Raw genomic sequence first — 14,465 nt, 5'->3', positions numbered from 1 at the left:
CGTCGCCGGGAGCGCGGGCGACGTTGGTGGCCCGCCGGGGCGGCGGCACGGCTGTCGGACCGCAACCTCGCGCCGGCCGTCGGGTCCGCACGCAGGTCGCGCCGGTTGTCGGTGGTGGCTGGCAGGATGGGGTCGTGCGGTTCCTGGACCTGGCTGCCATCTCGGCGGCCGTCGGCGCCACCAGCGGTCGTCGGGCCAAGGTGGAGCTGCTCGCCGATGCCCTGCGGCGGCTCGACCCGCCCGAGGTGGCGGCGGGCTCCGGCTGGCTCGCCGGTGAGCTGCGTCAGCGGCAGACCGGCGTCGGCTGGGCCAGCCTGGGTGAGCTGCCCGCGCCGGCGGCCGAGCCGACGCTGACGGTGTCGGCGGTCGACGCGGCGATCGACGAGATCGCGGCCGTGCACGGCCCGGGCTCGCAGGCTCGCCGTCGGGCCCTGGTGCAGGCGCTGTACGCGGCCGCCACCGCCGACGAGCAGCGCCTGCTGACCGGCCTGTTCCTCGGCGAGCTGCGGCACGGCGCTCAGGCCGGGCTGCTCGCCGACGCTATCGCCCGAGCCGCCGGGGTCTCCGCCTCGGTGGTACGCAGGGCGCTGCTGCTCGCTGGCGACCTGCGGGCGGTGGCGGTGGCCGCCCTCGGCGGCGGAGCCGTGGCGTTGGCCGAGTTCGGCCTGCGGGTGGGCCGGCCCCTGGCGCCGATGCTGGCGCAGAGCGCGTCCACTGTCGACGAGGCGCTCGCCGCCACCGGGGTGCCCGCGGTGGTCGACGTGAAGCTCGACGGCATCCGCATCCAGGTGCACCGCAGTGGTTCCGACATCGCCGTTTTCTCCCGCAGCCTCGACGAGATCACCGCCCGGGTGCCCGAGGTGGTCGCCGCCGTGCGCACCCTGCCCGCCCGGGAGATCGTCCTCGACGGGGAGGCCATCGGGCTGGACGCCACCGGCCGGCCCCTGCCCTTCCAGCAGACGTCCAGCGCCGCCGCCCGCCGGTCCGGGTCGGCCGGTCCCGCCGCCGGTGCACCTGTCGCACCGGCGGTACGCGCCGCCGCCGAACGCACCGGTGCGACCGTGCTGACGCCGTACTTCTTCGACCTACTGCACCTCGACGGGGTGGATCTGATCGATCTGCCGGGCCGGGAGCGGTGGGCGGCGCTGCGCGGCACGGCCGACGCGTCGCTGCTGGTCGGGCGGATGGAGGTGGACGGCCCGGAGCAGGCCGGCGCGGCCTTCGCCGCCGCGCTCGACGCGGGCCAGGAAGGCGTGGTGGTCAAGGCGCCGGACGCGCCCTACGACGCTGGGCGGCGTGGCGCCGCCTGGGTCAAGGTGAAACCCCGGCACACTCTCGACCTGGTCGTGCTCGCCGTGGAGTGGGGCAGCGGCCGACGCACCGGGTGGTTGTCGAACCTTCACCTCGGCGCTCGCGACCCGGGCACCGGCGGGTTCGTGATGCTCGGCAAGACCTTCAAGGGGCTCACCGACGAGCTGCTGCGCTGGCAGACCGAGCGCTTCCTCGGCCTCGCGGTGGATCGCGGGGACTGGGTCGTCCGGGTCCGACCCGAACAGGTCGTGGAGATCGCCTTTGACGGCGTGCAGAGCAGTTCACGCTATCCCGGTGGGGTCGCCCTGCGATTCGCCCGGGTGGTCCGCTATCGGGACGACAAGACGGCAGCCGAGGCCGACACCATCGACGCCGTCCGGGCGATCCACGCCGGCCGGCCGTCCGGCTGAGCGGTCAGGCGGTGGCCGGCGTGCCGGAGTCGGCGGCCCGGTCACGGGGCCGTTCGTCGACCACCCCGGCGATCCGGCGGGCCTCGCGGCGGGCGACCCAGCCGTAGCCGACCACTGTCATCGCCGCGAAGATCCACCATTGGACGACGTAGCCGAGGTTCTGCCAGTTGTTGGCGTGGCCCACCGGCACCGCCCGGAACACCGGGTCGGCGGCCGGCGTCTGCTCGTCGAGGAGCAGGTACGCGCCGTGCACCGGATACGGCAGCTCGCCGGCAAGCTGAGGCACGGAGACCCGGCGGCTCTCCAGCCGGCCCTCGCGGCGGGACACCTTGGCGTCGCCGCTCTCGCTCGCGTGCACCCGGCCCTCGATGGTCACCTCGCCGGCCGGCGCGGGTGGCACGTCGGGCTGTGCCACCGCCCCACCCGGGGCGGGCGGGATCCAGCCCCGGTCCACCAGGACGGCGGTGCCGTCGGCCAGCAGCAGCGGGGTGACCACCTCGAAGCCGACCCGACTGTCGACCGTACGGCCCCGCACCAGGACGATGTTGTCGGTGTCGTACCGGCCGGTCACGGTGACCCGGGTGAAGGTCCGCTCCGCCGCCGGTGGCGCGCCGACCGCGCCGGGGCCACCGGTCGGCGCGGGCAGCGCCTCGCGCAGCGGCACCGGGGCCATCCGCAGGCCGGCGTCGATGCGTTCGTTGATCGCGGTCCGGCCGTGGTAGCGGTCCAACTGCCAGTTGCCGAGCAGCACCATCACCGTGGCGGCGGTCAGGGCCAGCACGAGAAGGCCCAGCCAGCGCGGCGTCAGCAGGAACCGGTACACGCCACGAGATTACCCGGGTGACCGCCGCCACTGTGTCGAGCCGTCGGGGCACTCGGGTGTCGCTCGCCACCGTGGGCTGCCGCAGGCTGTGGCTTCGACCGGAGACGGGCGGAGGCGGCCTCGCCGTGGCGGAGCGTACCGGCGTCGAGGCGGTCCGCCACCGACTGCCTGACCTGCCACGGACGGGGCGGCGCAGGGTGCGTGCGCGGCGTCCGCTTCAGCTATCGTCACGCGGGCGGAGCGCGCCGACGGTCGGCACGCCGACCGCTCGCGAGGAGTCGATGATGACCGTCGTGCCGCGTCTGGTGCTCAGTGCTCCCTCCTCCGGACACGGCAAGAACGCGTTGGCGATCGGTCTGCTCGCCGCGTTCGCCGACCGGGGCCTCGATGTGACCGGCTTCAAGATCGGGCCCGATCAGGTCGATGCGGCGTACCTCGGGTTGGCCAGCGGCCGACCGGGGCGCACCCTGGATCCGCGGCTGGTGGGCGCCGACCGCATCGCCCCGCTGCTGCTGCACGGCGCGGCCGGCACGGAGCTCGCCGTGGTGCAGGGCAGCATGGGTCTCTACGACAGCCTGACCGGCCGGAGCGAGACCGAGTCGACCGCCGCCGTCGCCACCGTGCTGCGCAGCCCGGTGGTGCTGGTGGTCGACGTCGCCGCGATGGGCCAGTCGGTGGCCGCCCTGGTGCACGGCTTCCGGGCGTACGACGAACAGTTGTGGATCGGTGGAGTGATCCTCAACCGGGTCGCCTCCGCCCGGCACGAGGCGCTGCTGCGGGAGGCGCTCGACGACATCGGTGTGCCGGTCTACGGCGCGCTGCGCCGCCAGGACCTGCCCTCGGTGCTGCCGTCCCGTCGGCACGGCGTGGTGCCGGTCCTCGAAGGCGCCGACGAGGCCACCCGGGCGGTCCGGCGGCTGGGCGAGGCGGTGACCGCCACCGTCGACCTGGAGCGGCTGCTCGGGCTGGCCCGCTCGGCGCCGGCGCTGGGTGTGCAGCCATGGTCTCCGCAGCACGCCGACGAGGCCGCGCCGGCCCGGCCCGGCGGTGCCGCGCGTCCGGTCGTGGCGCTGCTCGGTGGACCGGGCGGCAGCTTCAGCCATGCCGAGACGGCCGAGTTGCTGCGGGCCGCCGGGGCGGAGGTGACGACGCTAGACCCGTTCGCCGACGAGGTGCTGCCGGCCGGCACCCGGGCACTTGTGGTCGGCGGCGCGTTGCCCGAGTCGTACGCGGAGCAGCTCTCCGCCAACCGGCGGCTGTGCATCGCGGTCGCCGAGCTGGCCCGAACCGGGCGTCCGGTGGTCGCCGAGGGGGCCGGCCTGCTCTGGCTGGCCCGGGAACTCGACGGGCTGCCGATGTGCGGGGTGCTCGACGCGATCGGCAGTCTGCGGGACGGGCTGGTGGTCGGCTACCGGGAGGCGACCGCGCAGGGCGACAGCGTGGTCGCCGTCCGGGGCGAGGTGGTGACCGGCCACAAGGAGCACCGGGCCGTCCTCACCCCCCGGGGCGGGCAGCGCCCGGCGTGGAGCTGGCCGGGTGGCGCGCCGGAGGGGTTCATCTGGCGGGGAGTGCACGCCTCCCAGCTCGTTCCGCACTGGGCCGGGTACCCGCAGATCGCGACCCGGCTGGTGGCCGCCGCGGCGGCCGAGCCGGCCACGGTCCCGGTCGGGGTCGGCGGCGGTGCCCCGGGCGGGCCGGTGGGTGTCGCGCCGGGCGATCCGGCCGGTGTGGTGTCCGGGCCGGCCGGGGGGCCGCCAGCCTGACCGTCAACCGACGATCCGGTCCGACGGTGGGACGAAGTCCCGAACGGGCTTGCCCTTCAGGGCGTCGCGGAGGGTGTTCGACACCGCGGCGATCGGGATCTGCGACTGCCCGTCACCGACCGCGTTGAAGGGATTGTCGGGGTCGGAGATAAAGCTGGCCGCCGCCAGCTCCGGCGTGTAGCCGACGAACCAGGCGGATCGGGTGCTGTCCGTGGTACCGGTCTTGCCGGCCACCGGGCGGCCCACCGTCCCGCGCACGCTGTCCGCCGTGGACCAGCCGCCGCAACTGCCCTTGGCCGGGGTGTCGCCGGTGGGACAGCGGGCGGCGTCGGTGGCGGCGCGCGCCGCGTCGGCGCTGACCACCTGGCGGCAGCGCGGCTTGGCGACCTCACGTTCGATGCCACCCGGTGTGGTGTAGGTGGCCGGGGTGCCGTCCCGGTTGTAGATCGCGTTGACCGGCAGCGCCTCGCAGTAGCGCCCGTCGGCGGCGACCGCGGCGTAGGCGTTGGCCATCTCCAGGGGCGTGGCGTCGGAGACGCCCAGGGTGAAGGCACCCCACTTGTTGGCCTTCGAAGGGGAGGCGTGCTCCCGGTCCACGTCGGTACGCCAGCGCAGCCCCAGTTGCTCGGCGAGCCGGACGGCCCGTTCCGCCCCGACCTGCTCCTCCAGCCAGACGAAGTAGGTGTTCACCGACTTGCCGAAACCGGACCACATGGTCTGGGTGCCGCTCATCGCGCCGCTGGCGTTGGACGGCTGCCAGCCGTCGTAGACCTCGGAGCGGTAGCTGTGCGGCGCGTTGAAGGTGGTGTTGAGTGGCATGCCGGCGTCGAGGGCGGCGAGCATGGGGAACATCTTGAACGTCGACCCCGCCTGGTAGCCGGGCAGGCCACCGCCGCCCATCAGGGGCGCCACCGTGTTCGGGTAGTTGGCCCGCACCTCTGGACCCGCCTCCGGGTTGGAGCTGAGCGGATTCTCGTCGACCTCAAGCGAGTACGTGCGGTTCACCGCCATCGCCTTTACCCGTCCGGTGCCCGGTTCGGAGACCACGATGCCGTTGGCGAACGGGCTGCCGGTGTTCGACTGGGTGCCGACGTTCTTCTCCGCCGCCGTCTGGATCTTCGGGTCCATGCTGAGCACGATCCGGTACCCGCCCCGGCGCAGCTTGTCCAACCGCTGGAGCCGGTTCTCACCGAACGCCGGCTGAGCGCTCCACCAGTTCTTCAGGTAGTCGCAGAGGAAGCCCCAGCTGTTCCACTTGTCGGGAACGGCGGCGCAGTCGTTGGGCGGGTAGGTCAGCCGGAGCCGGATCGGCTCGCCCTTCGCGGCCTGGGCGGAGTCCGGCGAGAGATAACCGAGTCGGGCCATGTTGTCGAGGACGTAGTTGCGCCGGGCGGTGGCGTCCTTCTGGTCGGAACTGGCCGGGTCGTACTGGGATGGCGACTTCACCAGGCCGGCGAGGGTGGCCGCCTCGACCGCGGTCAACTCCTTCGGGGTCTTCGAGAAGAAGATCTCGCTCGCGGCGTAGATGCCGTACGCGCGGTGCCCGAAGTAGGCCGAGTTGAGGTAACGCTCCAGGATCTCCTCCTTGCTCAGCTCCTTCTCCAGGTCGACCGCCATGCGCATCTCCTTGATCTTGCGGGTCGGGGTCTGCGCCGTGGCCTCCTGCACCTCCCTCGGGGTGGTGGCGCTGTCGCGCAGCGCCATCCGGACGTACTGCATGGTGAGCGTGGAAGCCCCCTGGGAGACGCCGCTGGAACGGGCGTTGGCCACGAAGGCCCGGGCGACCCCCTTCGGGTCGACGCCGTGGTGCTGGTAGAAGCGGTTGTCCTCGGCGGCCACGATGGCCTGCTGCATGTTGGGCGAGATGTCCGACAGCTTGGTGTACTGCCGGTACTCCTCGAAGAACATGGTCAGCACGGTCTTGCCGTCGGGCGCGTACAGGTAGGAGGTCTCGGCGGGCAGGGCCGTGGTCAGCAGGCGGGTCTTGCTCTCCACGGCGTGCGCGGTGGCCTTGGCGCCGATGCCGGTCACCGCGACGACCGGGTACGCGGCGGCGGCGACGACGATGCCGGCGATCAGCCCGGCACGGAGCAGCGGAACGAGACGACCAGCGGCAGCGAGGGGTCGGTAGCTCACACCGCCAAGTTATGACATTTCCGATTCGTCCATGAGAAATACTCATGAAGTGATCGGTGGTGATGTGGCCCACCCGCCGGGTCGCTGTCCCCCGCGCCGCCTTCCCGGCAGGATCGCGGTCATGCATGGGCAGCTGACCACGAGATCCAGCGCGTCGGTGGCCGAGCCGGACCTCGCCCACCACGGTGACGCCGAGGTCGCCGCGGGCCTGGTCGACCTCGCCGTCAACGTGCGACGCGCCCCGCTGCCGCGCTGGCTGGCCGAGCCGATCACCGCGTCGATGGCCGACCTCGCCGCGTACCCGGACCCCCGTCCGGCCCGCGCCGCCGTCGCCGCCCGGCACCGCCGGCCACCGGAGGAGGTGCTGCTCACCGCCGGTGCCGCCGAAGGCTTCGTGCTGCTCGCTCAGGCGCTGCGCGGGCTACGTCACCCGGTGGTGGTGCACCCGCAGTTCACCGAGCCGGAGGCCGCGCTTCGGGCCGCCGGGCACACCGTGCAGCGGGTGCTGCTCGACCCGGCGGACGACTTTCGGCTCCACCCGGAGCGGATACCCACCGACGCCGACCTGGTCGTCATCGGTAACCCGACCAATCCCACCTCCGTGCTGCACCCCGCCGCCGACCTCGCCGCACTGGCCCGCCCAGGCCGCGTACTCGTGGTGGACGAGGCGTTCGCGGACACCGCCGCCGCGCCCGGGGTACCCGGTGAACCCGAATCGCTGGCCGCCCGCCGGGACCTGCCGGGCCTGCTGGTCGTACGTAGCCTCACCAAGACGTGGGGGCTGGCCGGGTTGCGGATCGGTTACCTGCTCGGCGAGGCCGCGCTGCTGCGCCGGCTGGCCGCCGTACAGCCGCTGTGGGCGGTCTCCACCCCCGCGCTGGCTGCCGCCGAAGCCTGCGCGAGCCCCGCGGCGGCCCAGGCCGAACGCGCCATCGCCGCGCAACTCGCGACCGACCGCGAACACCTGGTCGCGCGGCTTGCGGCCCTGCCCGGGGTACGCGTGGCGGGCCGCCCGGCCAGCGCCTTCGTGCTGGTGCGGATCTCCGGGGCCGACCGGATCCGGGACCGGCTGCGGGCGCGGGGCTGGGCGGTACGCCGGGGCGACACGTTTCCGGGACTCGGCTCCGACTGGCTACGGATCGCAGTGCGGGATCGGGTGACCACCGACGCGTTCATCGACGTGCTGGCCGAGATCATGGAGGCATGATGCTGGAGAACACCATCGCGGCCATCGGCCCGCTCGACGAGCCGGCGATGACCGCGGCGAGGCAGTTGCAGGCGCGTCTGACCAAGCCCGCCGGCTCGCTCGGCGCGTTGGAGGAGCTGTCCGTGCGCCTCGCCGGCCTGGCGGGCAGCTGCCCGCCACCGGTGCCCGACCAGGCGGCGGTGGCGATCTTCGCCGGTGATCACGGCGTACACGCCCAACGGGTCAGTCCCTGGCCGCAGGAGGTCACCGGGCAGATGGTCGCGAACTTCCTGGCCGGTGGAGCGGTGGTCAACGCCTTCGCCCGGCAGGCTGGCGCCTCGGTGACCGTGATCGACGTCGGGGTGGCCGGGCCGTTGCCGGTCGCCGACCCGACCGACCTCGACACCCCCGACGGCGTACCCGGACCGGAGGCGCCCCGACTAATCAGCACGCCGATCCGGGCCGGTACCCGGGACATGACCGTCACCGCCGCGATGACCCGGCAGGAGGCGCGGACGGCGGTCGAGGTCGGTATCGCCAACGCCGGGAAACTGGTCGACGCCGGGGCCGGAATTCTGCTCACCGGCGACATGGGGATCGCCAACACCACCCCGGCCGCCGCCCTGATCGCCGCCTTCACCGGAGTCGACGCCGCCGCAGCGACCGGCCGGGGAACCGGCGTCGACGACCCGACCTACCAGCACAAGATCGAGGTGGTCCGCGCCGCGCTGCGCCGCCACACCCCCGACCCGGCGGATCCGCTCGGCGTGCTGGCCGCCGTCGGTGGACTGGAACACGCCGCGCTGGCCGGCTTCGTGCTCGGCGCGGCGGCACGGCGCGTACCGGTGCTGCTGGACGGGGTGATCGCGGTCTCCGCCGCGCTTGCCGCGGCGGCCTTCGCGCCGGACTCCGTGGCGGCCATGGTCGCCGGTCACCGCTCCGCCGAGCCCGGTGCGACGGTCGCGCTGAGGCGGCTCGGTCTCACGCCCCTGATCGACCTCGGTCTGCGGCTCGGTGAGGGCACCGGCGCGTTGCTGGCTCTTCCCGTGGTCACCGGGGCAGTTCGGGTCCTGCACGAGGTAGCCACCTTCGACTCCGCCGGGGTGGCCGAGAAGTGAGCCAGCGCACCCTGCGGATTCGCCGCCAGGTGCCGGGCGTAGCCGGTACGCGGAGCGAGGCGGTATGAGCGAGTTTGCGAGCAAGCCATCCGGCGCAGCAGCCGGCGGCTCGGGCGGCCCGAGCGCCAACGCGTACCCTCTCGGGCTGCGGCTGGCCGGGCTCCGCGTGGTCGTCGTCGGTGGGGGAGCGGTCGCGACGCGGCGGGTCCCGGCGCTGCTCGACGCGGGTGCGGACGTACTGCTGGTGGCACCGGAACTCACCCCGGCGCTGCGCGCACACGTCGACGCCAGGCGGTTGCACTGGGTGTCGCGCCGGTTCGCTGCCGACGATCTCGACGGTGCCTGGCTGGTGCAGGTCGCCGTCGACGACCCGGCCGCTGCGGCGGCGGTCAGCGCCGCCGCCGCGGAGCGTCGGATCTTTTGCGTACGCGCCGACGACCGGCACGCGGCGACGGCCTGGACCCCGGCGGTGACCCGGTACGGTCCGGTCACCGTGGCGGTGCTCGGCGGTGGCGACCCACGCCGCGCGGTGAGTGTCCGCGACGCCATCCGTGCCCTGCTGGTGTCGGACTCTGCCGGGCCCGGGGAACCGCTCAACGCCCCTGCCGTCGCGGGTGACCGTCGCGGCCGAGTCGCCCTGGTGGGTGCCGGACCGGGCGACCCGGAACTGATCACCCTCCGGGGCTGGCGGCTGCTCAGCGAGGCCGACGTGGTGATCGCCGACCGCCTCGTCCCCGGACTGCTCCTCGACGAGTTGCGCACCGGCGTGGAACTGGTGGACGCCTCCAAGATCCCCTACGGTCCGTCCCGGACGCAGGAAGAGATCAACCGGATCCTGGTGGATCGGGCGTTGGCGGGAGCCTTCGTGGTCCGGCTCAAGGGTGGCGACCCGTACGTCTTCGGGCGGGGTGGAGAGGAACTGCTCGCCTGCGCTGCGGCCGGAGTGCCGGTCACGGTGGTGCCGGGGGTGACCAGCTCGATCGCCGCGCCGGCCGCGGCCGGCATCCCGGTCACCCACCGATCGGTGGCGCACGAGTTCACCGTCGTCTCCGGGCACGTCGCCCCGGAATCGCCGGACTCACTGGTTCGCTGGGAGGCGCTCGCCGGTCTGCGCGGCACGCTGGTGATCCTGATGGGCCTGAAGAACCTGCCGGCGATCGCCAGCACGCTGCTGGCGCACGGGCGGGCACCGGCGACGCCGGCTGCGGTCATCCAGGAGGCCACCACCGGTGGTCAGCGGATAGTCCGCTCGACGCTCGGCGAGGTGGCTGCCGCGGTGACCGCCGCCGGGCTGCGTCCACCGGCTGTGGTCGTGGTCGGTGACGTGGTCGAGGCACTCGGGGTGGCTGGGCTGACCTGAGCTTTTTGGGTGGTCACGGTTTGGGGCTGGGGGCTGCCGTGCCTGGCTTTGGGGTGGTTGCGGTTGGGGGCTGGGGGGCCAGCGTCCGGGGTGGTTGCGGTTGAGGGCTGGGGGCGACCGTGCCCGGCTTCGGGCGGTCAGGCTTGATCCCTGCGCCGGGCACGGTCGCCCCCAGCCTGACCTGGTCCGCCTGCGCGCGAAGGTAGGCCCGCCGGCCCAGGATCCTGCTGTCTGCTGTCTGCTGTTGCTGGATATGCCGCTGGCCGGCACCCGGGTATCGGGTGCCGGCCAGCGGTTCTTGCTCCCCCTGTGGAGGAATGTCTTCGGTTGTTGGCTGGTGGTGGTCAGCTGGTCCAGTGCTGGGCGACGAGGTCGGCGGCCTGCTGCTCCCACTGGGCGTAGTGGTCGGGGTAGGCCGACACCTGCACCGTCTGCGCGGCCTCGGTCAGCGGCATGTCCTGCCAGCCGTCGACCTGCTTGAGGGCCTTGAGGAAGGCCAGGGTCGAGTATTCGGGGTCGGTGATCTGCTCCACCGTGCCCCAGCCGCTTGAGGGGCGCTGCTGGAACAGGCCCTGCGAGTCGTGGTCGTTGCGGTCACCCAGGTGACCCAGGTTCTCCAGCTTCGACTCCTGCAGCGCGGTCGCGATCGACACCACCGCGGCCCGCTCGTCCATACCGGCCTTCTTCGTCGCCGCGATGATCGCCTTCACATTACCGACCTGCTCATCATTCAGATCAACATGCGACTGGTTGGACGGGGCGCCGTGCGGTAGCAGCTTGCTGGCGTCCGGCTTGTCAGCCTGCACCACCGCGACCGCAACGGTCTTCACGGGGGTGGTGTCGGCGTGAGCGGCCACCGGACCGGCGAACAGACCACCGGTGAACGCCACACCCGCAATACCCAACACACTCTTCCGCAGCATCGTGTTCATGACAAAGCTCCATCCGGGGGTCGACGCACACCCGCACCGAGGGGGTCAGTCAGGCGTACGCAAGCACCAGAAAGGCACTCAAGCTTTCAAGAGGGGAAAGTCATCCGACGCGCGGGGCGTATCGCCGCTTCGCATCGCCGGGACCATGTGTAACGACCACCGACCCGCCACCATTCCCGGCGACCCACACCCACCACCAACGGGCGGTCCCACCATCACGGGCGGCCGTCCAGCCGGTCGCACCCGAGGCGTCGCAGTCGTCTCCTCGGCCGTTCAGAGATATCCAACGACCGACCGGCCCCCACCATTCCCCGGGGCCCGCACCCACCATCAACGGGCGGCCGTCCTCGACCGTTCAGAGATATCCAACGCCCCCCACCCCGCCACCCCGCCACCCATTCCACCCCGAGCCCCCGACCCCCGACAACCCGCAATCTTGGTCCGAAACCGCCCACCAAGAGGCAGAAACGCGCCAAGATTCACACCGCCCGCCGACGCCTCCGACCCGACAAGGACGTGGTGTGGCCCGCCGCGCGATCGCCGACGGCCGGCTGGTCGCTGAAGTACACCCCAAGCGTCGCCTCCTCGAAATCGGACCCCGCCCACCCTGAGGCGAAACCCGACCCTCACCGCTAGAGCCGGACACGGCACCCAAATTCCCCCGACAGCACCCCACACCCACACCCGCAGCACCAAAACACCACAGCGTTGATCATGAGGTTAGCGGCAGATCTGGAGATCGAAAACGCCGCTAACCTCATGATCAACGAGGAGCGTGAGGGGGTGGGGGTGAGGGGGGTGGGGGTGGGGGGGAGCGGCCGGAGACGGGTGTCTCCGGCCGCTGCGATGTGATGGTCCGTTACTGCTTGAGCATGTTGTCCAGCAGCAGCGCGCAGCGGATCACCCCGAGGTGGCTGTACGCCTGCGGGTGGTTGCCCAGGCCGCGCTCGGCCAGCGGGTCGTACTGCTCGGGCAGCAGGCCGGTCGGACCGGCCGTGTCGATCATCTGTAGGAACAGTTCCTCTGCGTCGGTCCGGCGACCGGTACGCAGGTACGCCTCGATCAGCCATGCCGTGCAGATGTGGAAGCCGCCCTCGCGGCCGGGCAGGCCGTCGTCCCAGTGGTAGCGGTAGACGACCGGCCCGCTGCGCAGATCCGCCTCGATCTTCAACACGGTGGAGAGGAAGCGGGGATCGTCGCCGGCCAGCAGTCCGGAGATCCCGATCCACAGCGACGAGGCGTCCATGTCCTCGTCGCCGTACGCGACGCTGTACGCCTCGGCGTGCTCGTGCCAGCCGTACTCCAGCACGTTGGCGCCGATCCGGTCGCGCAGCTCCACCCACTCCGGGCGGTCCTCGCCGCCGTGCTGGCGTACCACGTGCAGCGCCCGGTCGACGGTCATCCAGCACATCACCTTCGAGAAGACGTGGTGCCGGGGTGGCAGACGGGCCTCCCAGATGCCGTGATCCGGCTCGTGCCAGCGTCGGCGGACCGCCTCGACCATGTTCTCCAGCACCCGCCACTCCTCGGCGCGTACCGAGCCGCGCACGTCGGCGGTGGCGGCGATCAGGTCGGCGATCGGGCCGAAGACGTCGAGTTGGAGCTGGTGGTTGGCGAGGTTGCCGACGCGTACCGGTCGAGATCCGGCGTAGCCGGGCAGGGTGTCGATGACCGCCTCGGCGCCCAGCTCGAAGCCGTCGACCGTGTAGAGGGGGTGCAGCCGCTCGGGGTGCCCGCCGGTGCGCTCCACGCAGCCGTCCACCCAGCGCAGGAATGCCTCGGCCTCGGTGATCGAGCCCAGGTCGACCAGAGCCCTGGCGGTCATCGCGGCATCACGCAGCCAGCAGTAGCGGTAGTCCCAGTTACGGACGCCGCCCAGTTCCTCCGGCAGCGAGGTGGTAGCCGCCGCCAGGATCGAGCCGCTGGCCTCGTGGCAGAGGCCGCGCAGGGTGAGTGCGCTGCGGGCGACCAGGTCCCGGGCGGTGGTCGGCAGTCGCAGCGAGGCCACCCAGTCCTTCCAGGGGCGTTCGGCCGCGGCCTGCCGTTCGTGGATGGGCAGCCGGTGGTGTTCCAGGCTGTGCGTACCGAAACGCAGCTCCAGCACCACCTGACCACCGAGCGCGGCGAGATCCACCACCGCCTTGGCGGTCTCGTACCCGCCGTCGTTGCCGACCTCCCACTGCACGCCGGGGGAGTAGAGCGCCACCGGCTCGTTGGAGCCGAGCACCAGCAGGCCGTCACCGAGGGGCTGGAGCTGCACGGCGACCTGGGCGAACTCCGGCCGAGGCGCGAACTCGAGGCGAACCCGGCCGGTGCCGGTGAGTACGCGGATCAGGGTCGAGTCGCCGGAGATGATCGCCGGGCCGTCCGGCGTGGTCTTGGGATCCGGCTTGTCCAGCCAGTCCGTGACGGTGAGACCGGACCAGCGGGTCTCCACGGTCATCGTGCCGGAGCGGTAGCGCTGGCCCAGCGGGATGCCGCCCCGTTCGGGTGCGACGCTGAAGTGCCCAGCCGGGCTGCCGCCGACCAGATCCGCGAAGATCGCTGCCGAGTCGGGCTTCGGGTTGCACAGCCAGCTCACCTTGGCGTCCGGGGTGAGCAGCGCGACCGTCCGACCGTTGGCCAGCATCGAGTGTCGCTCGATCGGTACCGCCCGTTCACCGAACAGCCAGTGCCGTCGGGTCTCCAGCAGCAGCCCGAGCGCCCGGGCGGCCTCGATCGGCTCGGCCACCCGGCAACCGGCCTTGGTCTCACCAGGGCCGATCTTGATGCCGACGTCCGGACCGTGCAGGTTGCCGAAGGCGTTCTCGTCGGTCACGTCGTCGCCGATGAAGAGCACCGCACTGGCCGAGAGCTGGGTGCGCAGCTGGTCGACGGCGGTGCCCTTGTGGGTGGCCACGACGGAGAGCTCGATGACCTCCTTGCCCTGGGTGACGGTGACGTCCGGCCAGGTCGCGGGGCCGCTGCGGACCGCGTCGATGGCGGCGGCGGCGACCTCGGGATCCACCCCCCGGGTGTGCACGGCGACACTGGCCGGCTTGCGTTCCAGGCGGACGCCAGGGTGGGCCGCGGCGATGTCCCGCAGGGCGTCCCGCAGCCGGGTGCGCACGGCGATCAGCTCGGGGGAGAGCCGCTCGACGAAGCCGATGTCGAACTCGGAGCCGTGGCTACCGACCAGGTGGACCTCGCTCGGTAGCCGGGAGAGGGCGGCCAGGTCGCGCAGCGCGCGGCCGGAGACCACCGCCACCGTGGTCTGTGGCAGCGCCGCCAGGGCCCGCACCGCGGCCACCGATTCCGGCAGCGGCACGGCCTTGCTCGGGTCCTCCACGATCGGTGCGAGCGTGCCGTCGTAGTCGCAGGCGACCAGGAGTTGGGGTACCCGGGCGATCCGCCCGATGGCGGCGCGCAGTTCCGGATCCATCGGGC

General features: G+C 72.6%; 9 protein-coding genes. 5 read left to right on the top strand and 4 right to left on the bottom strand.

The annotated features are described in order from the left end of the window. Window positions 1–134 precede the first annotated feature (134 nt). On the top strand, window positions 135–1,721 hold the full coding sequence (locus O7601_RS00365; protein ID WP_281564329.1) for an ATP-dependent DNA ligase: 1,587 nt from the start codon (window positions 135–137) through the stop codon (window positions 1,719–1,721). A 4-nt stretch (window positions 1,722–1,725) separates the two neighbouring features. On the opposite strand, the gene O7601_RS00360 is transcribed toward O7601_RS00365, so the two are convergent. Then, window positions 1,726–2,544, bottom strand: coding sequence for an SURF1 family protein (locus O7601_RS00360; protein ID WP_281564328.1), 819 nt, complete (start codon window positions 2,542–2,544; stop codon window positions 1,726–1,728). 284 nt (window positions 2,545–2,828) lie between these two features. Between O7601_RS00360 and O7601_RS00355 the strand changes: the two genes are divergently transcribed. After that, the gene (locus O7601_RS00355) at window positions 2,829–4,307 is read left to right on the top strand and encodes a cobyrinate a,c-diamide synthase (RefSeq protein WP_281564327.1); all 1,479 of its coding nucleotides are present in this window, start codon (window positions 2,829–2,831) and stop codon (window positions 4,305–4,307) included. 3 nt (window positions 4,308–4,310) lie between these two features. Here O7601_RS00355 and O7601_RS00350 read toward each other — a convergent pair whose 3' ends face one another. Then, window positions 4,311–6,443 (bottom strand): transglycosylase domain-containing protein, encoded by a 2,133-nt coding sequence (locus tag O7601_RS00350; protein ID WP_281564326.1) that lies wholly within the window; start codon window positions 6,441–6,443, stop codon window positions 4,311–4,313. A 121-nt stretch (window positions 6,444–6,564) separates the two neighbouring features. Between O7601_RS00350 and cobC the strand changes: the two genes are divergently transcribed. The 3 genes from cobC (at window position 6,565) to cobA (ending at window position 10,107) form a co-directional block, all read left to right on the top strand. Further along, window positions 6,565–7,650, top strand: a complete 1,086-nt coding sequence (cobC, locus tag O7601_RS00345) for an Rv2231c family pyridoxal phosphate-dependent protein CobC (RefSeq protein ID WP_281564325.1) — start codon at window positions 6,565–6,567, stop codon at window positions 7,648–7,650. Beyond that, window positions 7,650–8,747 carry a nicotinate-nucleotide--dimethylbenzimidazole phosphoribosyltransferase gene (gene cobT, locus O7601_RS00340; RefSeq protein WP_281566742.1) on the top strand — a complete coding sequence of 366 codons (1,098 nt, stop codon included), beginning with the start codon at window positions 7,650–7,652 and terminating at the stop codon, window positions 8,745–8,747. Before cobC ends, cobT begins: the two co-directional genes overlap by 1 nt. A gap of 64 nt (window positions 8,748–8,811) precedes the next feature. Continuing rightward, window positions 8,812–10,107, top strand: coding sequence for a uroporphyrinogen-III C-methyltransferase (cobA, locus tag O7601_RS00335; protein WP_281564324.1), 1,296 nt, complete (start codon window positions 8,812–8,814; stop codon window positions 10,105–10,107). A 344-nt stretch (window positions 10,108–10,451) separates the two neighbouring features. Here the strand turns inward: cobA and O7601_RS00330 are convergent, their stop codons facing one another. Further along, window positions 10,452–11,039 carry a hypothetical protein gene (locus O7601_RS00330; RefSeq protein WP_281564323.1) on the bottom strand — a complete coding sequence of 196 codons (588 nt, stop codon included), beginning with the start codon at window positions 11,037–11,039 and terminating at the stop codon, window positions 10,452–10,454. Between the two features lie 859 nt (window positions 11,040–11,898). Beyond that, window positions 11,899–14,460 (bottom strand): trehalose-phosphatase, encoded by a 2,562-nt coding sequence (gene otsB, locus O7601_RS00325; protein ID WP_281566741.1) that lies wholly within the window; start codon window positions 14,458–14,460, stop codon window positions 11,899–11,901. Between the last annotated feature and the right edge of the window lie 5 nt (window positions 14,461–14,465).

The sequence above is a fragment of the Verrucosispora sp. WMMD573 genome (genome assembly GCF_027497175.1).
Lineage (GTDB): Bacteria > Actinomycetota > Actinomycetes > Mycobacteriales > Micromonosporaceae > Micromonospora.
Note: the sequence above shows the minus strand (reverse complement) of the source record. Positions and strands in the feature narration are given on the sequence as shown.

Coding starts and splice junctions, on each gene's coding strand:
- O7601_RS00330 (WP_281564323.1), bottom strand. CDS start 11,039: ATGAACACGATGCTGCGGAAGAGTGTGTTGGGTATTGCGGGTGTGGCG.
- cobA (WP_281564324.1), top strand. CDS start 8,812: ATGAGCGAGTTTGCGAGCAAGCCATCCGGCGCAGCAGCCGGCGGCTCG.
- otsB (WP_281566741.1), bottom strand. CDS start 14,460: ATGGATCCGGAACTGCGCGCCGCCATCGGGCGGATCGCCCGGGTACCC.
- O7601_RS00355 (WP_281564327.1), top strand. CDS start 2,829: ATGACCGTCGTGCCGCGTCTGGTGCTCAGTGCTCCCTCCTCCGGACAC.
- cobC (WP_281564325.1), top strand. CDS start 6,565: ATGCATGGGCAGCTGACCACGAGATCCAGCGCGTCGGTGGCCGAGCCG.
- cobT (WP_281566742.1), top strand. CDS start 7,650: ATGCTGGAGAACACCATCGCGGCCATCGGCCCGCTCGACGAGCCGGCG.